This window comes from Rheinheimera soli, from assembly GCF_031457405.1.
GTDB lineage: Bacteria > Pseudomonadota > Gammaproteobacteria > Enterobacterales > Alteromonadaceae > Pararheinheimera > Pararheinheimera soli_A.
Window position 1 is genome coordinate 44,436 of sequence record NZ_JAVDWR010000020.1, and the last position, 20,159, is coordinate 64,594.

Annotated in this window: 17 protein-coding genes; 8 read left to right on the plus strand and 9 right to left on the minus strand. The window is 47.9% G+C overall.

Going from position 1 to position 20,159, the window contains the following annotated elements:
• Positions 1-37: 37 nt before the first annotated feature.
• Both J2W69_RS18210 and J2W69_RS18215 read left to right on the plus strand, forming a co-directional pair.
• Complete coding sequence (locus J2W69_RS18210) at positions 38-1,948, plus strand: extracellular catalytic domain type 1 short-chain-length polyhydroxyalkanoate depolymerase (RefSeq protein WP_310281153.1); 1,911 nt, start codon at positions 38-40, stop codon at positions 1,946-1,948.
• 340 nt (positions 1,949-2,288) lie between these two features.
• Positions 2,289-4,952 carry a CHASE domain-containing protein gene (locus J2W69_RS18215; RefSeq protein ID WP_310281155.1) on the plus strand — a complete coding sequence of 888 codons (2,664 nt, stop codon included), beginning with the start codon at positions 2,289-2,291 and terminating at the stop codon, positions 4,950-4,952.
• A gap of 62 nt (positions 4,953-5,014) precedes the next feature.
• Here the strand turns inward: J2W69_RS18215 and J2W69_RS18220 are convergent, their stop codons facing one another.
• The 3 genes from J2W69_RS18220 to J2W69_RS18230 all read right to left on the minus strand — a co-directional run bounded on the left by J2W69_RS18220 (position 5,015) and on the right by J2W69_RS18230 (position 6,926).
• Entirely contained in the window at positions 5,015-5,362 is a 348-nt protein-coding gene (locus J2W69_RS18220) for a winged helix-turn-helix transcriptional regulator (protein ID WP_310281157.1), read from the minus strand.
• A gap of 107 nt (positions 5,363-5,469) precedes the next feature.
• Positions 5,470-5,769, minus strand: a complete 300-nt coding sequence (locus tag J2W69_RS18225) for a YciI family protein (protein ID WP_310281159.1) — start codon at positions 5,767-5,769, stop codon at positions 5,470-5,472.
• Between the two features lie 146 nt (positions 5,770-5,915).
• Entirely contained in the window at positions 5,916-6,926 is a 1,011-nt protein-coding gene (locus J2W69_RS18230; RefSeq protein ID WP_310281161.1) for a hypothetical protein, read from the minus strand.
• A 73-nt stretch (positions 6,927-6,999) separates the two neighbouring features.
• Here J2W69_RS18230 and J2W69_RS18235 point away from each other — a divergent pair, with 73 nt between their 5' ends.
• On the plus strand, positions 7,000-7,347 hold the full coding sequence (locus J2W69_RS18235) for a HopJ type III effector protein (protein ID WP_310281162.1): 348 nt from the start codon (positions 7,000-7,002) through the stop codon (positions 7,345-7,347).
• Here the strand turns inward: J2W69_RS18235 and J2W69_RS18240 are convergent.
• The 3 genes from J2W69_RS18240 to J2W69_RS18250 all read right to left on the minus strand — a co-directional run bounded on the left by J2W69_RS18240 (position 7,344) and on the right by J2W69_RS18250 (position 12,684).
• Positions 7,344-7,736: a response regulator gene (locus J2W69_RS18240; RefSeq protein ID WP_310281164.1), complete on the minus strand. Its 393-nt coding sequence runs from the start codon at positions 7,734-7,736 to the stop codon at positions 7,344-7,346. The two genes, J2W69_RS18235 and J2W69_RS18240, sit on opposite strands and share 4 nt — an antisense overlap.
• A 233-nt stretch (positions 7,737-7,969) precedes the next feature.
• Positions 7,970-9,916: a phytase gene (locus tag J2W69_RS18245; RefSeq protein ID WP_310281166.1), complete on the minus strand. Its 1,947-nt coding sequence runs from the start codon at positions 9,914-9,916 to the stop codon at positions 7,970-7,972.
• Positions 9,917-9,930: 14 nt separating this feature from the next.
• Positions 9,931-12,684 carry a TonB-dependent receptor gene (locus tag J2W69_RS18250; protein ID WP_310281168.1) on the minus strand — a complete coding sequence of 918 codons (2,754 nt, stop codon included), beginning with the start codon at positions 12,682-12,684 and terminating at the stop codon, positions 9,931-9,933.
• Positions 12,685-12,882: 198 nt separating this feature from the next.
• Between J2W69_RS18250 and J2W69_RS18255 the strand changes: the two genes are divergently transcribed.
• The 3 genes from J2W69_RS18255 to J2W69_RS18265 are packed head-to-tail and all read left to right on the plus strand — an operon-like array spanning position 12,883 to position 15,784.
• A complete protein-coding gene (locus tag J2W69_RS18255; RefSeq protein ID WP_310281170.1) occupies positions 12,883-13,782 on the plus strand; it encodes a GGDEF domain-containing protein in 900 nt (299 codons plus the stop codon).
• Positions 13,782-14,798: a helix-turn-helix transcriptional regulator gene (locus J2W69_RS18260; RefSeq protein ID WP_310281172.1), complete on the plus strand. Its 1,017-nt coding sequence runs from the start codon at positions 13,782-13,784 to the stop codon at positions 14,796-14,798. The genes J2W69_RS18255 and J2W69_RS18260 overlap by 1 nt, the downstream gene beginning before the upstream one ends.
• Positions 14,799-14,824: 26 nt before the next feature.
• Complete coding sequence (locus J2W69_RS18265) at positions 14,825-15,784, plus strand: metallophosphoesterase family protein (RefSeq protein WP_310281174.1); 960 nt, start codon at positions 14,825-14,827, stop codon at positions 15,782-15,784.
• Between the two features lie 395 nt (positions 15,785-16,179).
• Here the strand turns inward: J2W69_RS18265 and J2W69_RS18270 are convergent, their stop codons facing one another.
• Together J2W69_RS18270 and J2W69_RS18275 are read right to left on the minus strand one after the other, a co-directional pair.
• Complete coding sequence (locus J2W69_RS18270; protein ID WP_310281176.1) at positions 16,180-16,410, minus strand: lipoprotein; 231 nt, start codon at positions 16,408-16,410, stop codon at positions 16,180-16,182.
• A 25-nt stretch (positions 16,411-16,435) separates the two neighbouring features.
• A complete protein-coding gene (locus tag J2W69_RS18275; RefSeq protein WP_310281178.1) occupies positions 16,436-17,143 on the minus strand; it encodes an SIMPL domain-containing protein in 708 nt (235 codons plus the stop codon).
• A gap of 144 nt (positions 17,144-17,287) precedes the next feature.
• Here J2W69_RS18275 and J2W69_RS18280 point away from each other — a divergent pair, with 144 nt between their 5' ends.
• A complete protein-coding gene (locus J2W69_RS18280) occupies positions 17,288-18,031 on the plus strand; it encodes a dienelactone hydrolase family protein (protein ID WP_310281180.1) in 744 nt (247 codons plus the stop codon).
• A 91-nt stretch (positions 18,032-18,122) separates the two neighbouring features.
• Positions 18,123-19,274: a 23S rRNA (uracil(747)-C(5))-methyltransferase RlmC gene (gene rlmC, locus J2W69_RS18285; protein ID WP_310281182.1), complete on the plus strand. Its 1,152-nt coding sequence runs from the start codon at positions 18,123-18,125 to the stop codon at positions 19,272-19,274.
• A gap of 29 nt (positions 19,275-19,303) precedes the next feature.
• On the opposite strand, the gene J2W69_RS18290 is transcribed toward rlmC, so the two are convergent.
• Positions 19,304-19,927, minus strand: a complete 624-nt coding sequence (locus J2W69_RS18290) for an outer membrane beta-barrel protein (RefSeq protein WP_310281184.1) — start codon at positions 19,925-19,927, stop codon at positions 19,304-19,306.
• Positions 19,928-20,159: the final 232 nt, after the last annotated feature.

Genomic DNA, 20,159 nt, shown 5'->3' on the forward strand with positions numbered 1-20,159 from the left:
GTGTTCATCAAAACAATAAAGATAAGGAACAGACAAAGTGCAAAAATACTCTTACCCTCTGGCGGCTCTGTTAGCGCTGGGCCTCTTCTCTTCACCTGCTTTGGCCGGTAGCTGGCAACAAAATCATGCTGTTGGCGGCTTTAACAAAGTACATTTATATACCCCGGATTCAGTATCTTCTATTGGTCAGGGCCGGGGCTTGCTGCTGGTATTGCATGGCTGTACTCAGTCGGTTGATGCATATTTAACCGCCAATCTGGCGCAAGCTGCTGAGCAACATGGTTTAGTGATCGCAGTACCTGATGCAATGAATAAAGCGGGTTTTGGCTGCTGGTCCTACTGGCAGGGCACCAGAAACCGCAGCAGTGGCGACTATAAAAATCTGATCAACCTGGCAACTGCCTTAATGGCCACCCCTGGTTATCAGATAGACCCGAACCAGGTCTATATTGCCGGTTTATCCTCAGGAGCCTCTTTTGCCCATACCACAGCTTGTATTGCACCTGATATTTTTGCAGGTGTAGGGGTAAGTGCAGGCCCAAGCATAGGCACCAGTTCTAATGGTGCTCTTGGGCCTTGTGAAACCGCGGATGTTGCAGCGCGTTGCAGTCAATACGCTGGCAGTTATGCCAGTCACTTTAGCAGCCAAATAGCCTCTGTTGCCCATGGCCGTAACGACACCACAGTGAATCTTTGCTATAACGAGCAAAATGCCACAGGCATGGCTGATTTATACAATGTAAGCCGAATCAATGGCGAAAATCTGATCAGCAACGGCACGGGCCGGACTGCAGATGAAACGTTGTGGCAAAATGGCCGGGTGTCTATGTTGTGGCTCAATAATGTGGATCACGCCTGGTCTGGTGGTCAGGGTGCCAGCGGTTCTTATATCAATGGCAACGGTATTAACTATGCCAGTTATCTGGGGCAATATTTTAGTGACAATAACCAAAGGGTAAATCGCAATAGTGCGCCAGAACTGACGACTATCAGTGTAAGCCAGAGTGCAAATCAAATCAGCGTTAGTGGTAAAGCAACAGATGCCGACGCAGATCCCATCAGTGTCAACGCCAGTTTTACTAACAGCATAAACCAGATTGTGAATGCCGGCACAGTGCCGGACACCGCAGGCAACTTCAGCCTGACCAGCCCGGTTTTAGCCAATGACTGGTATCAAGTGACAGTGACAGCCACTGACAGCGAAGGTTTGGACAGTGAGTCCTACAGCTCCTCTGTTTTACTGGGTCCACCTCCTCCAGCCACTGCACCAGAGCTGAGTGAGCTGGCCGTTGTTGTAAATGGCCAATGTGCCACAGTCACAGGGCGGGTATTTGATCTGAATCGTGATTTAGCCTCAGTGAGCGTGGAATTCAGTACTGGCACTGTGGTTGCCACTTTGAACGGCGATTTATTTAGTGCCCAGCGTTGTGCTCTGGCTGGCGGTAACAATACGGCCTTAGTCACAGCACTGGATGCCGGAGGCTTGCTAAGTTCGGAATTAGTTAACTTCAGCATAGATGCAGGACAAAACGCGACTCTGGATCAGCACATTGCTGCGGGCCGGTTGAACTACACCAACTATGCCAACTGTTATCTGGAATACAGCACCGCCAGTTTTATATTGCGTGAGCAGTTAGTGACAGGCAATCAATGTCGCTGGCAGGATAATGACGCCAGTTGTTTCGGCCCCACTCAAAGTTGCAGCAGTACAGGCGGAGGGGACGATGGTGGCGATCCAACACCACCTCCACCGGCAGATTGTGTGCAGTTCAGTACCAATAACTACAGCCACAAACTGGCAGGCCGCGCTTACAGCACCGGCAATATTTATACGCCAAATTACTTCGCGACCGGCAGCAATACAGCACTGGCAGGTTCCACCTGGGGTGTCAGTGTTTTATCGTCCAGTAGCAGCGGTTATTGGCAACTGGGGGCTTGTCCGCAGTAATTAAATTGCCGCAAAGTGGTGGCTTAATGAAAGCAGGGTAAGATCCAAAGTCTTGCCCTGTTTTTGTTTTTATCTGAAACGGCAGCCAAAAATAACTCAATCTGTCTGCAGCACACTGGATTTATTGGCTGAAGTTTGTGGCTTGAGCTATCTTAGGATTGAGATCGTTGAATTGAATATAAGTTGCTGACAAACAGTCAATCATTGTTGGTGCAAACCGCTACGCTGAATCAAATAATCACAAGGCGGAAAAACGTTGTTTTAGTCAAATTAAAGCTGTGCATGCCTTCACCTGGTTGGGCAATGCAAGGCTTACCTTTTCAGCGAAATGCGGTAGCAGATGACAGCACTGAACCTGACCATACCAACCCCCATCATGCATGTGCTTTCCTTTAGCGGAAAAATCGCTTTGCTGTCTTTTGCTTACCTGCTCAGCGGTCAACTGGCAATGCTGCTGGCGGTACCTCCGGGCTTTATCAGTGCTATTTTTCCTCCGGTGGGGATTGCTCTGGCCGCTGTGCTGATCTGGGGTTACCCTATGTTGATCGGAGTTTTTCTTGGCTCTACCTTGCTTAACCTGAGCATAGCAGCCAACAGTTTCGAACAATTAAGCTGGCAACACCTGCCTGTCGCCTGCGGTATAGCTTTGGGCACTACAGTCCAGTGTCTCTGTGCTTCATGGTTGATCCGTCAAAGGCTTAGCTTCCCTAATCCTTTCACGGAAGACCGCAGCATTATGTTGCTGCTTCTTATCGGCGGGCCACTGACTTGCCTGATCAGTGCAAGCATAGGAACCTGGGTGTTGTACTTTCATCAGATTATTACCCCTGCCCAAACCATATTCAGCTGGTGGAGTTGGTGGATAGGCGACAGCATAGGGGTTATGATTGCCACACCGCTGGTCTTTATTCTTTTTGCCAAGCCGCGTGAACTATGGCGTAGCAGGGCCGCTACTGTAGGCCTGCCATTAGTGCTCAGTTGTGCGCTGATGATGCTGCTGTTTTTCCGCACCAGTGAAGGAGAGCAAAACAGGCTACAACAGCGCTTTCATGAACAATCCAAATTAATGGCACAAAGCGTCAAATCGCGCATTGCCTTGTATGGCAGTTCGGTTGCGCCAATAGAACGATTTTTTGCTGCATCAGATGAGGTTAGCCAACAAGAATTTGCCATCTTTGTTGATGCCATGGCGAAAAATCATCCAGGGATCCGGGCTCTGAGCTGGAATGCCAGAGTGACTTCAGAGCAACGTCAGTCTTTTGAAGCCGGGATCCAGACCAGCAGTCCCCTTGGCGTGGTGATCAGCGAACTCAATGACAATGATCTACTGGTGCCAGCAGCGAACAGAACAGACTATTTCCCTATCACTTTTATCGAGCCACTGGAAAAAAATCTCAATGCACCAGGTTACGATGTGGGGTCAGATCCTTTACGTCGAAGTGCTATGCATCTCGCGGCCGACAGTGCTACTGCACAACTGACAGCTCCGCTGGAGCTGGTTCAGGATCAGATGCGAAAGACTGGCATGCTGTTGTTTTATCCGGTTTATACAAAAGCACAAGCACCAACTTCTGTCAGCGAACGCCGCAGCTCACTGCGAGGTTATGTGGTGGCTGTTTTGCATATAGCGGATGTGATTGAGTCTTCCCTGAGTGACTATCCGGCAGACAGTTTCCAACTAAAGGTTGACGACATCACTGACGGCCATGCACAGGTTGTTTTCAGCAAGCTGACAACAGCACTTCCTGCCTATGCAGCACCACTGGTATGGCAGCAAGACTTTGATATTGCCGGTCGCCGGTTCAGTATGGAAGTATTGCCCAGCGAGCAGTTCCTAAGCACCCAGAGCAGTTTGCAACCCTGGGCCATTCTGGCCGGAGGTTTGTTGTTGTGTAGTCTGCTGGGTGGTTTTCTGTTGTCTGTGACAGGACGGGCCGAACAAGTAAGGCGACTGGTCCGGCAACGGACTTTGGAACTGAGTGGGATCCTGGACAATGCCGCCGAAGCCATACTGATCTTCGACTCTTCAGGGAGCATTGAACGCGCCAATGCCGCCGCACAGCAGCTGTTTGGCTACAAACAATTCCAGCGACTACATATAGGCACTTTGTTGCCCGAATTGCATCAAGCCAGTCCACTCTTTTTGCAGAACCGGCAAGGACGTTCTATCGAGGCTGCAGGTGTGACTGCTGAAAAAAAACTACTGGAACTGGAAATCAGCCTGAGCAGTTATGCCTTGCCTGGGCACATCTGGTTTATCTGCCTGTTGCATGACATCAGTGAACGGAAAAAGGTAGAACGGCTGAAAAGCGAATTTGTTGCTACCGTCAGCCATGAGCTCAGAACCCCGCTGACCTCCATTAAAGGCTCCCTTGAACTGGTGAATGCTGGCGTGCTCGGATCTATTCCTGAAACTGCCGGCACCATGCTGCGCCTCGCACAGAAAAACACCGAACGTCTGGTATTGCTGGTGAATGACATTCTGGATATCGAGAAACTTGAATTGGGCGAAGCCAGCTTGCCTCTTAGCCTCACCGATTTACGCGAACTTCTTGAACAGGCACTGGCCCAAAATCAGGGCTATGCCGACAATTTTTCTGTAGGTCTCAGCCTTAACCTGCACGAACTGCCTGCAACTGTGCTGGTAAGTGTAAATCACCAGCGTCTGCAACAAGTTCTGAGTAACTTAATCAGCAACGCTGTGAAGTTTTCAGCTCCAGGTACTGTGGTGCAATTGAGTGCTTGCCTCAGGGATCATGAGGTACTGATCAAGGTGTGCGATCAGGGCCCAGGCATTTCGCAGGAATTTCGCTCGCGGATTTTCCAGAAGTTTGCTCAGGCCGACGGCTCGGATTCCCGCCAGCGTGGCGGCACGGGTTTGGGACTCAGTATCTGCAAAGAACTGATGGAGAGGATGAACGGCACTATAGGTTTTGACAGTGTGGAGGGGCAGGGCAGTACTTTTTATATCACTTTGCCGTTGCAGACTCCCACAGCGGATTAAGCTGCGGTACAGAGTTTTTTAAAGTGAAGTGAGGGAATTTATTGCACCTGATAACTTTTGTATTAAAAATGTGCAGACTTCTGCTGCACAACCTCAGCCCATTGTTGCGACCAGTCTCTTAATGGATCCAGTGCTTTAACTAAAGCCTGGCCAGTCTGAGTTAACTCGTAGCCAGCATCAGTCATAAGCAGCAACTGAGCCAGTTTCAGTTGTTTGATTCTGCTGTTCAGCATCGAGGGAGCCACCTGACCACAAGCTAGCTGTAATTGCCTGAACGTCATAGGATTTTGGTTTAACTGCCATAAAATCCGCATAGTCCACTTCTGACCTAAGAGGTCAAAAGCAGCCATAATGGGAATGCCGGAGTCAGAGCCCCGGACTGGTTGGTGAGGCACAATTGGCTTTGCCATAACACTCAAACTCAGGTTGTAACAGATGATGGCGCTATGCTAGCAGATTTGTAACAGATGGAGCCAGCCGCCGGTACTGGTAAGCTTCACAGCACCGGGCTGAACCCTCAGTTGCCTGACTGTTCTAAGATTTGTGTATAGTCTTTTGACGCCATTACGGGAATAAATTGAGTAATTGAATAACTTACAGCTCCGCTTTGAATAAAGGGATCTGCATCTAACACCTGCCTTAACTCTTGTTCTGTTGCATGTTGGGATAACAGTATGCCGCCGGTTCGTGGCACTTTACGGCCACCAAACAGCAGTGTATGAGACTGGTATTGGCGCTCAAGGTAAGCCTTATGCTGTTGAGTTAGTTCAACTGTGATTTTGTCCATATCTAAAAATTTCATATCTACCAGAAACATAGTTTTCCCGCTTTTAGCTAAGCATATTTGCTATTGATTTGATAGCGGAAGTTTATAGCTACTTTTTTAGTAGCGCAACTGATAGTTTGCAGCAGTTTATAGCTGTCAGTTCAGCTTTATGCAGTCAGGCAGAGCCAATACGCCACTTATACCTTTAAATCAATCTGCTGCAATAAGCCCACCTCTTTATCTTCAGTGATAAAAATCGAGCTGCGCTCCAGTCGGCCTTGTATTTCGTCTTTGTGCCTTAAGGTAAAAGGAGTAGCAACAGAATCGACACTCAGGGCTGTGACGCCCATCTCTTTTAAGCTGTACAAGCCTTTTTCTTCAGGGCGCCATAACCATAGGCTTTGCCAGATAGGATCTTGTTGATCGATCAGGCCATTTTGGTCTTGATCAAAAGCGGCCAGTTCAGCAAAACCTTTGCCTGTGGTGGGGCCAAATAATTCGCTGCCTGAATCCACCACGCCATTGGCATTGCTGTCTTGAACCAGATAATACTGGCCTTGTGCAAGTTGCTGAATCTGCCTGGCATTATCTGTCAGGCGAAAAGCTGTAGTCTGGCCTGTCAGTTCAACAGGGCGGCCGTTAAAACTCATGACCAGCGGGTCTTTCATTGGCTGTTCTGTGCGTTCGCTGTAGCTGAATTCTTCATAGCTCATGGAAAATTGCATCGACCAGCTAAAACTGCTGCCATCCTCCAGCGCGACTGAACCTGAAAAATCAGCACTGACGGCTTCGTACCTATAGGACCACTCACGAATGGTGACGCCTGAAGCATTTTGATTTTCAATCGGGCCTGGCTGCGTTGTGGTGACCGGGCCATTCAGAGCCTGGTTTAATTCTGCCGGGTCTAGCCAGCCTTTTAGCTCTTCGCCTGTCAGTTGTTCCAGCAAACGTTTGATGGTGCCAATGGAGTACACTGCGTTAAAAAGACCATCGTCACTCTTCGCTTCTTTCACATCTGCGGCTTTTGACGCTGGCATATTTTCAGAAGAAATCACATTAGCCGAAGGTAACAGAGCAGTCTGAGTTAAACTTCTGTTATCCTTTGTTACAGTTAAGCGGTCATTTTGCTCTGGACTCACAGTGCGACCTGAATACAATAACTGCTGACTGCTGGAGTTCTGTTGTTGCTTGATGCTGAGGATTTGCATTTTGGCTCCCCTCTGACTTGGGCTTAACGACTATATCGGCCAGGATTGTACAAACTTTAATCAGGGTTTAATCATGTTAGAAAATTTTTTCCGCCAGTTGACGACAGATCCAGACAGCATTAGCTTTCAGCAAAGCATAGAGTTGATTGATCACTTGTATGACTTTACTGAAACTGCGTTTCAGAACGGCGATAAACACAATGCGGCCGGTGAGAATAATGGCTCTTGCAAGATTTTAGCTTTTGCCTTGCTGCACCGTTTGTCAGAGCCTCAGGCTTTGCAGATGTTTGGTGATTATTACCGTGTGGATGTATTATCCAGCCCGGCAGGCTCAGATCACGCCAATATCAGGCAGTTTATGCAATACGGCTGGGATGGTATTGAATTCAGCGGCCAGGCGTTAAAGCCAAAATCCGTTTAAGCGGATTGGGCCTGGGGCAAGTTGCAGATACGATTCATCGTTGCCTGAATTTTTTGTGGGGTAAAAGGTTTTGCCATAAAACCACTGGCTCCTCCTTCAACACTGCGTTTTACATTTTCCACAGTGCTGTGTGCTGACATAATGACCACATGGCACTGGGGATCCAATGCTTTAATGCGACCTAACAGCTCATGACCGTTACTGTCCGGTAATTCAATATCCAAAAAAATCACATCATGATGATCAGTGCTGATAGCCATTAAAGCTTGTTGCCCTGTACTGGCTTCTGACACTTTTTCAGCGCCCATAATACGTAAATTTTGATTTAAGAAATAACGAACTGAACTGACGTCATCGACGATCAGGATAGAGGATTGATCTATAGTCATGCGCAACATCCTTGCTTGGGGCATTTACTTAACTTAAGCATGTCGTGATTCTGTTAAAAGCGCAATAAGTAAAGGATATTTTCCCGATAAAACAAGTTCAGCAGACTAATAGATGTAGTGAAGAGGCCTTTAAGTGTTGCTACATAAAATAAAAAAGCGACTGGTTTTTTGACTTTGACCAGTCGCTCTGCTGCTTTTTGTATTCACTCTGCTAAAGAGTTATTTCACTCAGCTTATTTGTTTTGCCCTGACTTCTCCAACTCTTGCAGCAAGCTATGCCAGGGCACCAGTTTCATATTCTGGCCTTGCTCCGGCATCCGGTTGCGGCCATCCTGCACTATCAAAGCACCTTGTTCAAAACCCGGACCCAAAGAGCGGGTAGTCACTTCAAGACCATCGGTTTCAGAAGCGCCATCTATGCCCAATTGTGGATTTGTGGTCACTCTGAATCTCAGACGTTCAGTGTAAGGAGCTGCTGCATCGTAAATCACATAGCTGTCGTTGCCCTGACTGGAAACCACCAGATAGCTGGCTCCATTGTGTTCAGCCAGCGCTATGCCTTCTACGTCATCGACCAGACGTTTGCCATCCACCAGTATGATTTTTTCACCTGTGCTGTTGGCTTCTGCACCTGCTGCAAAACGCCATACTCCTTCATCTTCTTCGCCAACAAATAAAATACCGCGCTTGTCATCGGCAACACAGCCTTCAGGCTGACTTGGCACCTGCAAAGAACGCACTAAAGTGCCTTGCCAGTTTGTGCCATTGCTGTCGATGCGGTATTGCTCAATTAAGCCAGATTTATCATTAACAAAAACGTAAGGGGTGCCAGTTTTGGCATCCTGGTACATGCACAGACCATAAATATCTTGCATTGAGGTTGGCACTTTACCGGCATTATGTAATTTCCCTTGCTGATCAATAGCAAAAAGTTGCAGGCTGTTGTCATCGCGTAAACTGGCTGCGGCGATGTCATGTTTTTTTCCTTGCCAGCTTAAATTGTAACGCAGATCCACATTATTTAAGCGCCCGACGGCCAGTTGTTGCACTCGCTTGCCTTGCATACTGTACACATCAAGGCCAGCGCGTTTGTCGGTGCCGAGGATCAGGCTCAGCTCTGGTTGGGAAGGATGGTGCCATACCGCAGGGTCATCCATCACATCACCACGCTGGCTGGCCGCTTCGGTTTGCAGCGTTGGTTGCACCTGCACCATGGCTGGTTTTGCTGTTGCAACTGCAGTTGTTGCTGTCGGCAGTGTCAGACTTTGCACCGCGTCTGCATCTTCATTGCTGATATAAGCTGTTGTGCTGTTGCCTTTTACACGGACTGATAAACCAGTGGCTTCAGCGAAAGCTGGTATTGAACTGTGGTGGATCACCTGACCTGTACTGCTAAGATGCAGCAGTCTGGCAGGTTCTGCTTCCAACGCCAGCAGGCTGCTGTCTGGCAGCAGCTGCAAGCCTGAAATTTCACCTTGCAGCTGACCAAATGGCTGATTGACCTGGACTAAGCTGCGGCCTTCATCTGCTTCAGGCTCAGCCTGATAAGACCAGATAGCTCTGTCTGCTTCCGCTATGTACAGTGCTGCAGTTTGTTGGTCTACAGCGCAGGCTTTGCTGTCATAAGGCACATTCAGTTCACGGATCACCACTGGCTCTGCCAGCCACTCTTGCTTTTGTTGCAGCAATAATTGGTCAGCACCACCGCGGCCACCCAGTAAAAATAAGCTCAATTGCTGATTTTCGTGGCTCTGATAAAAACACAAGTCTTCAACCACTCTACTGCTGATCAGCTGTTGCTTCATCAGCACTAAAGGCTTTTGTTCTTTTGGCGAAAAACGCCACAAGTACAAGCTATTGTCGTTACTGTCCATAGCGGCCAGCAGCAGGCTGTCGGCTGAAAGTGGCTGTAGGGTCAGACGGTTAAAACTGCCGCTGTGGCTGCTTTGTTGGGTTTCGCCCAGCTTGATCTGTAAGCCCTGACCATCAGTGAAAATCTGGTACTCTTGCCCTGCAACCTGCACCTGATGGTAATGACTGGCTTTGATCTTCAAAGCTGCAGGCGCAGAAGCAGAAGTTGCTACTTGCTGCTTTGCCTGATCGGCCTGACAGGCACTCAGTACAGTGGTCAGCGCCAGCGCTATGGTGCTTAATTTAAAAAAATTTGTAGTCGATATCATGATGTTGTCCTTACTTACCAGTTAGTGATTTGCAGACCCAGCACAAAGGTGCGGCCATACTGTTCATACTGGAAGTTATAAGGCTTACGCCCTGTATACGCGTAATAAGGTTCGTCATTCAGGTTGACGACATTAAAGTACAGCTGCATGCCTGGTTGCACTGTCCATTTACTGGTGAAATCAACCTGCATATGGTCATCGGCGTACACGTCGTACTCTTTGTCCGTGATGTCACCCACTTCAGCCAGATAATCAGATTTATAGTTAGCAGCAAGTCGCAGGCTCACTACGTCGGTTTCATAACCCAGGCTGAGGTTAGCGGTTTTATCCGATTGGCTGGGTAAGGCCACTTCACGACTGAATAAAGTACCATCATCAAACCATTCAATATCGGCGGTTGAATCCGTCAGCGTCAGATTTGTTGATACCAGCAGGTTATCCAGCCAGTTGCCGAAACCTGAAACTTTATGCACAGCATTCAGTTCAATACCATATAAATCCGCTTTACCGCCGTTGACATAGGTTTCTGCCACAGCAAAATCGGCGTATTCTCCACGGCCAGCCAGGTCGGCTTCATAGATAAAGTTGTCAATTTGTTTGTAAAACAGCATGGCCGACAACACACCCAGTTTATCTGCGTAGTGTTCAATGCCCAGGTCAAAATTGTTTGATGTCAGAGCTTCTAATTCAGGGTTACCAAAAGCAGCTTCCAGCTCGTCGTCATCTTCTTCCAGCAAAAAGGCGGGTGACAGTTGCTCAAAGTTTGGTCTTACCAAACCTGTGCTGAAAGCAGCACGCACTATGCTTTGCTCCGACAGGTTATAACGTGCAACTACTGCTGGTAACCAATAGCCTTCAGAGTTTTTCACCTGATTGGCACTAAAGGTCTCGTTGATGGCGTCATAACGGCTGCCCACAGCATCACGTTTTTCATATTCATAACGCACACCAGTGATGAGCTGCCAGTTATCGCGTTCCCACTGCGCCATAAAATAGGCGGCGCTGATATCTTCGTCTACCTGGTAGTCATTAATTCGTGACTCGACTTCATCTACAAAATCATCGCGCTTCAGGCTGTTCACCAACTGATAGATGTCGTTGCTGTTGACGGCTTGCCCCATAGTGCCCAGGCCATAATCCACCTGTCCACCGGCATAATCGGCCATGCTCAATGCAGCGACGCCTAAGTCTTCAAAATCTTCAAACAACCAGATATCTTCGTCCGCTGTTTTTTCACGCTGGCTGAATTTAGCGCCACTTTTGAGCAGCATAGTGCCCTGGCTTTGGGTAAATTCGCGACTCAGGTCAAATTTGATATTACGTTCTGTCTCTTTGGCATAGGTATCGCCCATTTCGACTTCTTTTAACTCATAGCCCTCAGCCAGATAAGCTTCTGCTGGTGCTGTCAGACGCAAAATAGTGCTGCCGCTGTAACCTACGCCTTCGTCAAATTCCCGCTCAAAGTCGGCGGCGCCAATATTAAAAGGCGTATCTTCATCTGCTTTGCTGGCACCGGCTTCCAGTTGCCATTGCCAGTCCCCAGATGTCTGTTTGGTGCCCAGTACAAAAGCACTGATACTTTGAGTTTCTTCCCGCTGTTTTAAGGAACGGATCAGCACTGCTTCACCTGTATCGCCTGCAAAAAGCGGATCAGCCAGTTCAACGATCATGCCCTGACGTTCTTCTGTATCGCTAAAGCGGCTGTACAAAGTACGCAGGTAATAGTCATTGTTATTGCCTGGTCTGTAGTCCAGATTCAGTGCCACACCCAGGCGTTCACGACTGATGCTGTAATCCCGTAATTCAAATTCTTCCAGACCTTCTTCAAAATCCCAGGCGCCGCCACTTTCAACGTTTTCAGAGCCAAACTTACGTTCAGCAAAACTGGCAGCCAAAGCCACACCAAAGACATCAGTTTCGCCACCTAGATCCATGATTTTACTGATCACACCTGAAACTTTAGGGCTGGTTTTGCTCTGTAGTTCGTTATGGCCAGCTTCCACAGTGGCGGAATAAAAGTCATCGCTGCGATCAAAGGCAGATAAACTTTTGATTTCTACTGTGCCGCCCAAAGAGCCTGCCGGCATATCCGGAGTCAGGGTTTTATTTACTTCCACCGATTCAAGTAAATCAGAAGGAATGACATCCAAAGCCACGGCACGGCGGCCCGCTTCAGGAGCAGCCAGTTGAGTGCCGTTATAAGTCACTGCATTGTAGTCCGGAGCCAAACCCCGAACCCGGACAAAACGGCCTTCGCCCTGATCCCGTTCTACAGATAAACCTGCGAGGCGTTGCAATGCTTCGCTGACGTTGCTGTCTGGAAACTGCCCCATTTCATCTGTGCTGGCCACAGTTAAAATGCCGTTGGCGTTACGCTGGCGGTTTAACGCTTTGCTGATCGCCCCTGATTGGCCCACCACTTCTATATGTTCAACAGAATTGCTTGCCGATAGAAGTTTGATATCCGCCAGTCGTTGCTGCGTATCCGCAACCACCAGTATCTGGCTTTGTGGTGCTGCACCTAAGTAGTTGACTTGCAACGTATAAGTTCCTGCAGGTAACTGTCTGAAATGAAAGCTGCCATCGGCACCTGTAGTGCGGCGCAATTTAAGTTCAGGAATACTGACCTGTGCTCCTGCCAGCAAGCTATTACGGTTATCTGTGATCCGGCCTTGTACATCGGCATCGGCCAATAATGAGGTGGATACTGTGCTGCAGGCCAAAGTAACGGCAAACGCAAGCAGGTTGGGACTATAGTTCAGTTTCATTTTAGCTCTCAGTGGACTTATTAAACCTGTTAGCCAGTCTGCCGTTGCTCTGTGACAAAACGCCGTTTCAGAATAAGTCCGGCTGAGCGCTGCTGACCCGGGTCTTTACCGCTCAGCCTGATACGCTCAGCGCTTCACTTTGTCATGTAACTGTCATGCGCCAACCGCAAAATGATTTTTATTTGCCTGGATCTGAGAATGATGTGGCGTCAACATCGGTATAAATTGGTATGTAGCCTGCTGCTTTTACTCAGCGGTTTATTGCTCGCGTTTTATTGTGGTGATGCAAAACAAAGCTATGAGTTTGATTGGGTGGATGTACTTGGAGAAGGCACGACTTTACTGGTTGCTTGTGGCTGGTTGGGATTAATTGTCAGCAGTCGTCCGGCAGGAAGGGTGACCGAGTGGCTGTACTATGGCAGCTTGCTGTTAGTGTATTCCTATTTTCTCGATTTATTGGACGAGTTTATCCAGTACCCTGAAGATGTGCGCCTGATGAGTTGGCTGGAGTCATTACCTGCGCCAGTGGGAATGCTGATTTTAACTTATGGTTTGATTGGCTGGCACAGGGAACAGCGGGCTATTAACAGGCAATTGCGTGGCCGGGAGTTGTTTTTACGCAATCATGAATTGATTGACCCTTTAACTCAGCTCTATGGCAGCGAGTATTTATTAGCTGTATTGCAAAGGGAAGTTGAATTACATCAAAGCCAGCGTCAGCCATTAAGCCTGTTAGTGTTGGATATTCATAACTTCGCCGATTTTAACCGACGTAATGGTATAGCGGCTGGTGATCATTATTTGAGTCAACTGAGTGAGTTGCTGTTAAGTCAGTTGCGCCACAGTGATGTGGTATGTCGCTACAGCGGAGATTGTTTTGTTGCGGTTTTACCCGATACCGCAGCAGCTGCGGCTCAGATTATGGCGCAGCATCTGCAGCAACAGGTGGTGCAGTTGACGGATGAAGAAAATAAGCCTGATTTAACTATGGCTGTGATGCAAGTGAGTCAGGACTCAGCCTCTGCTGCGTTGCAGGCCGCGCTTCAGATGTTAGCCGCCTCTAAACAGGGCACTGAATTCAGATTGCAGCCTGTCTGATGTCAGCACGCCACTTTGATTCTCACGACAAAATTCTGTTGCTGCAACATGGCTGCACAGAGCTGCTGGCTTTGGCTCAGCGTCGTGGCGTCGAACTGCATAAGTTATTAAGTGGCACCAGTATTTTTGAGCAGGATTTACAAAGGCCCCATGGACGGCTGCACCATGCAGACTGGCTGAAGTTATTGCGCAATTGTCAGCATCAGCTAAAAAGCCCTGAGCTGCCTTTTTTATTGGGCAACGCCATGCTAAACAGCCGCTATATTGCCGTTTGCCAAAGTTTGCAGTATGCAAAAAACCTGAAGCAGGCACTGTGCCATTTGTATTATTTCCGTCATCAGTTGTTTCCGGGTCTGTATGCCCGGCTTTACCAACAAAATGACCATATAGTGATTGAGTTTAAAGCAGCTTTGGGTTTAGCTGCGCAGCAGCCATTTATGCTGACCATTGTCTGCTCCTTGTTGCTGAGTCTGATTAAACAGCAATTGGGCTCTTTGACCGGCGTCAGTGTGCAGTTGCAGCAGGATAGCGCAGAGCATCAGTTGTGGGGCTGTGAGCTGAGTGTTAATCAGCCCTGCGACACATTACGTATTCCGCTGCCTCTGTGGCAGCACGCATTTCATGATGCAGATCCTGCGCAATTTAAAGCGGCCAGGCGAACCTGCCGTCAACTGAACCATGTGTTGATAAAACAGCGGGGGGTGCTGGAGAGTATTTGTCGGTTGCAACAGCGTGCTTTGCCACAGTTGTTGAGTCAGGAACAGGTGGCTTCGGCCTTGGGGCTGAGCAATAGCACACTCAAACGTTTGCTCAGTCGGCATGACACTAATTTTGCCCGTTTGATCGATGAAGTACGCCGTGATGCTGCCCGCAATCTGCTGCAACAAGGCCAGTATTCCAACCGCCAACTGGCGCTGAAGCTGGGCTACTCAGATGAACACAACTTTCGCCGTGCCTTTAAACGCTGGACAGGATTAATTCCCAGCAGCTTTAAAGGCATGTTCCATTTTAATTAACCACCACACTTTTAACGGGACTATTTATGAAAACTCATTTCAGCCTTTTTGTACCTCTGGTACTCAGTGTTTTGCTGAGTGCTTGTTCTCCGGCTGATTCATCGACAGAGCGGCAACAACAAAAGCCGCAGACCCAGGCTGCAGCAGTAACAGCGCCAGCAGAAGCAACAGCAACACCAGCAGAAGCTGGTTCAGTGGTGCTGGCTTTTGCTGTGCTGGGTGATGCCGAACCTAAACCTGAACCTCAATTTCCTAATGTGGCCGCTGCTGTAGCAGACGTGAACCAGCTGACAGAGCCTCTGAAGCTAAGCTTTGTGGTCGGGGTGGGCGACATAGCGCACAAGGGCACAGAAATCCAATATGAAAATGCGACTCCAGTACTGCAGCAATTAAAATTGCCGTTTTACCCTATTATGGGTAATGAAGAGCATGGCAGTACAGTAGAGCGTTTTATGCAGTACGCCAATCTGTGGAACCAGGGCAAAGTGACACTGGATTCACCTAAATATGTACTGGAGTATGATGCAGTAGCTTTGGTTTTTGCATCACCAGACCATGGTCGTGATTTTAACGATCAAGGCATCAGCTGGATCCTGGGCGAGATGAAACGCTTAAACAACAAACCAGTGCTATTGGTGGTGCATGGCGCCCAGGCAGGGGTTTATCCTGAAAATGCAGAAAAAGGTATCCACCATCCTGGCTTTGCAGAAGTGATAGCTCAGCCCAATCTGGTTGCGGTTATTTCAGGTGATTTACATATGGATATGGACAGAACAGAGCATTCGAAGCAACTAGGTCAGGTGCATTATTTACATATTCCAGCCCTGGAGCGCACCAAAATTCCTGATGAGACCAAACATACTCCTATGTTCAGAGTCTTCAGCCTGAATGACAAAGGCATAATGCAGGTCGACACTTACCAGACGGGCGTTGCGACACCGCTGCCACAGCATAGTTATAGTTTCAGTATTCAGCGTGCTTTATAAGCTGACTTGAAGTGGGGTTTAAACAACCTTGTACTGCGGTAAAAAAAAGCCGGAGCTGAGTGATTTCACAAAGCTCCGGTCTTTCCACATTTCCTGCCAAATCAAAAAGTCAAAAAGTCAAAAAGTCAAAAATCTAGCATTTACCTTTTTTCGCCTGGCCCGGCGGACAATGTTTGTTATTGCCATGACCTTCAACGACCACCCCGGGGATTATCACTTTAGGTGGTTCTACTGTGACACTGGGTCCTCTGACTGCACAGCCTGTTACACCTGAGATCAGTACCGCTGTAACAATGAAAGCTGAATAGATACGCATTATTTTCCCTTTTATTTAAACTAGCTCTGGTAGCTTAGTTTGAATTCTGCAAATTGTACAATAGCGGCCTGAAGTTGTTTTAATGGTGGCGATGATAGTGACGTTTTTGTTTTTTATGCTTTTTATGATAGTGCCTGTCCTGATAATAATGCCGCTCTTCAACCACTACTACAGTGGGCCTGGGTTCAACTATCACTGCAGTGCCGTAATAGCCTGGTGGTTCGACCCAGATACTGGGGCCACGCACCACACAGCCTGTTAATGTCAGTAAAACTGCAATACTGCTGGTCAGAAACAATGCTTTTTTCATCTTAAGCTCCGTCTGTAAATCGTTACTAATCTGACAGGTAGTAGTCAACAGTCGCTACCACCCGGACTTTTTTGATGTAAGGCGTATTGCTGTCACGGTCACTGATACTGAACTGACCCTGGCTGGCGGTTTTAATTTTGCCGAGTTTACTTTGTGAATCTGCGGCAAATTTAGTTGCTACTTCACGGGCATTGCGGGTGGCCTCTTCAATCATGTCGGGTTTTAACTCGTTTAAACCACTGAAGATAAACTCCGGTTTACTGTCGTAATCCTGGCCCGCAATAGCTATACCTGTTTTGCTAAGCTCCAATAACTTCGCCATCGCCTGATGCACTAAATCCACATTGCGGCTGTACACAGTGACAATGGAGCTGGCGGTGTAGCGCATTTGATTGGCATTGGGGTCGTAATAACCAGCTTGACGGTCGACTATTTGTGGCACGGCCACAGAGATTTCGTTTTGACCAAAGCCCTGCAGCTTTAAAAATGCCTGAATTTGCTCGTTTTTACGCTCAACATTAGCCACTAAAGTGGTCAGGTTATTGTCGACATCGTTAAATTTGATAGGCCAAATCACCGTATCTGCGGCAACCTCACGTTCTGCCAAACCTTTGACCTGAACAACGCGCTCCATAGCTCTGAACTCGATCAGGCTATTGGCTAAAATAGCGCTGCCTGCAACTATACCCAAAGCCAAAACTGCTGCTGCAACCCATGAACGGGACTGAATCATATAAACTCCTTATTGAGATAAGCTAAGTGTATGCAGAGTAGCTGAATGGCTGATTAATACTGTACTGACAGAAAAAACAAGCTGGTGACTTTGTGTTTAGCTCTTTATTATGGATGCCCAGCCTTCTCTGCAGACGATTCTTTTATGCAAATTGAACACAGCAACATCATTTTAACTACGCCAACAGGGCCTATGCTGGTGTATCAGTACCAGCCGTTGGCCGCTGCTACTGCTGGCAAAACCTTTCCGGCTATTTTGTTTTATTCCGAGATATTTCAGCAGACTGCTCCTATAGCCCGCAGTGCGGCCATGCTTGCCAGCCATGGTTTTGTGGTGCTGGTGCCTGAAATTTTCCATGAGCTAAATCCGCTGGGCACTGTGCTTGCTTATGACGATGCAGGCAAAGACAAAGGCAATCAGGACAAATGGACTAAGCCGCTGGAAAGTTATGACAGCGACAATCAGGCCATGCTGGATTATTTAAAAAGCCTGCCTTATGTCCGGCCTGAAGTGGGGGCTATGGGGGTCTGTATTGGTGGCCATCTGGCATTTCGTGCTGCGCTCAATCCGGCTATCAAAGCTAGCTATTGTTTGTATGCCACAGATTTACACAGTGATACCTTGCCTTGCGGCGAAGGCCAGCAGACCTTAAGCCGTGCCGCTGATATTCAGGGTGAACTGGTGATGGTGTGGGGCAAACAGGACCCTCATGTGTCACCTGAAGGGCGGCAGAAAGTGCATCAACAACTGACCGAAGCCAAAGTCCAATTCAGCTGGTATGAATACAATGCTCAGCATGCCTTTATGCGTGATGAAGGTGAGCGTTATGATGCGGCTTTAGCGCTGCAAAATTACCAGCAGGCCGTGGCTTTGTTTCGCCAGATGTAGCTGCTCCAGGCAGTTTTTCTGGCTTTGGCCTGGATTAACGTCGTAAAATAGCGGCTATTCCTGAAAGGCCTTTGAGTACAGTTGAGAGACGATGAATTGTGTTGAGTTTTTAGCCGGACGTTGTCACTCCTGTAACCAGCTTGCTGTGCCTTATGCTGAACAATTAGCTCAAAAACAACAGAAGCTGACGCTTTTGATGGCACCTTTTACGGAAGCCGAACTTCTGCCTGCAGTAGCAAGCGAGGAACAGGGTTTTCGTACTAAAGCCAAAATGGTGGTGTCCGGCACTGTAAAAGAGCCTGTGCTGGGCATTCTGAATGGACAACAGCCTGTGGATTTATCGGCCTGCCCTTTGTATCCGCCAGCTTTTGAGCCTGTTTTTGTCTTGATCAAAAGTTTTATTCAACGCGCTGGTTTAACCCCTTATCAGTTGGAGCAAAAGCAGGGTGAGCTGAAGCTTATTTTACTCAGTCAAAGTCAGCATTCAGGTCGTTTTATGCTGCGTTTTGTGTTGCGCTCCAAAAACTGTCTGGCGTCCATTCAAAAACATTTAGCCTGGTTGCAGCAGCAGTGGCCTGAACTTGAGGTCTGTTCCGTCAATCTTCAGCCTGTGCATATGGCCGTATTGGAAGGGCCTGAAGAAATAGTGCTGACTCCACAAGAGTTGTTACGCGAAGAGTTAAACGGTATCCCGCTTTATCTGACGCCACAAAGTTTTTTCCAGACCAACAGCGCTGTGGCTGCGGCTTTGTATGCCACCGCAAAACAATGGGCAGAACCCTTACCAGGGCACAGACTTTGGGATTTGTTTTGTGGTGTGGGTGGTTTTGGTTTGCATCTGGTCAGTTCAGCACAAGGCCAGGTTCGGGCTTTAACAGGTATTGAAATTGCGCCAAAAGCTATTGCCAGCGCAACTCGTTCTGCCGCTGAACTTGGACTTACCGAAGTAAAGTTTCAGGCGTTGGATGCCACTGCTTTTGCCAAAGCGGCAGAACAAACACCCGATCTGCTGCTGGTCAATCCACCGCGTCGGGGTTTGGGCTCAGAACTTTGCAGAGCTGTGCTGGCGTTACAACCTGCATGGCTGATTTATTCCAGCTGCAATCCTGATACTCTGGCCAGCGATTTAGCTTTGCTGAGCGCAGACTACCAACTGCTTAAAGTGCAGTTGTTTGATATGTTTCCTCACACCCAGCACGCTGAGGTATTAACTCTGCTGCAGCGACGGGATAAAGTGATTTGAGCCTGAGTTCTCAGGCAGTACGGGTGCGTTTAATTAAAACGAAACAACAAAGATAACCTGTAGCTTTGCTGATCAAAATCCATTAGTTCACCATGTTCAACATCAGCAGCCAGAGACAAATTACGATTGATACTGTAACCAACACCTGCAGCCAGCAGTGTCGATGTATCCGTAGTTTTAGTTTCCTGCATTGTATAGGGAACTATAGTGCTGAGTTGCTGCAGTGTTGCGCGTTGCCACACCAGGCCCAGTTGAGCCCGCGCATACCAGTCGTTATTAAAAGGATAAGACAAGATAAGCCGGCTATCGGCACCAAAAGCCTTTAAGTCGCCACCAACAAGAGTTTCTCTTTTTTCTGTGTCTGTAGCTTCAGTGTAAATTGAAAAATCTGCTTTTGCCGGGCTTATAAAACCAAGCTCCAGAGCCAGATATTCATTAAATTGGAAACCAGCTGCAACTCTGAATCCAGTCCCTGAGTCGTTCTGGTTAAATTTTGCAGGATCCAGCTGTTGTTGCTGTTCCGGGGTTGCAAAATGTACATCATCATAGGTTTGTTGAGCAGCAGACAAGCTAAAGTAGCTGAACTGGTTCACTTCAGCATAAGCAGAGGCAGACAAAATGGCAGCAAAACAGGTAGCGACGAAATAATTCATGGTATTCCCTTATTAATCAGTTCCTTGATGAGGCCGAATGATAAGGCAGGCAAATGTAAAAATACATTAGTATTTATGTAATAAAGCATGATTGAAAGATTAAACTCAGGGGGAATCTATAAAATAACTAAATTTTTTGAGTATGTAAAATTTTCTGTGTAAGTGGCTGTTTATCATAGTGATACACGATCACCGTACATGATGATGAACTGATTCATCGCCGGTTTCCAGT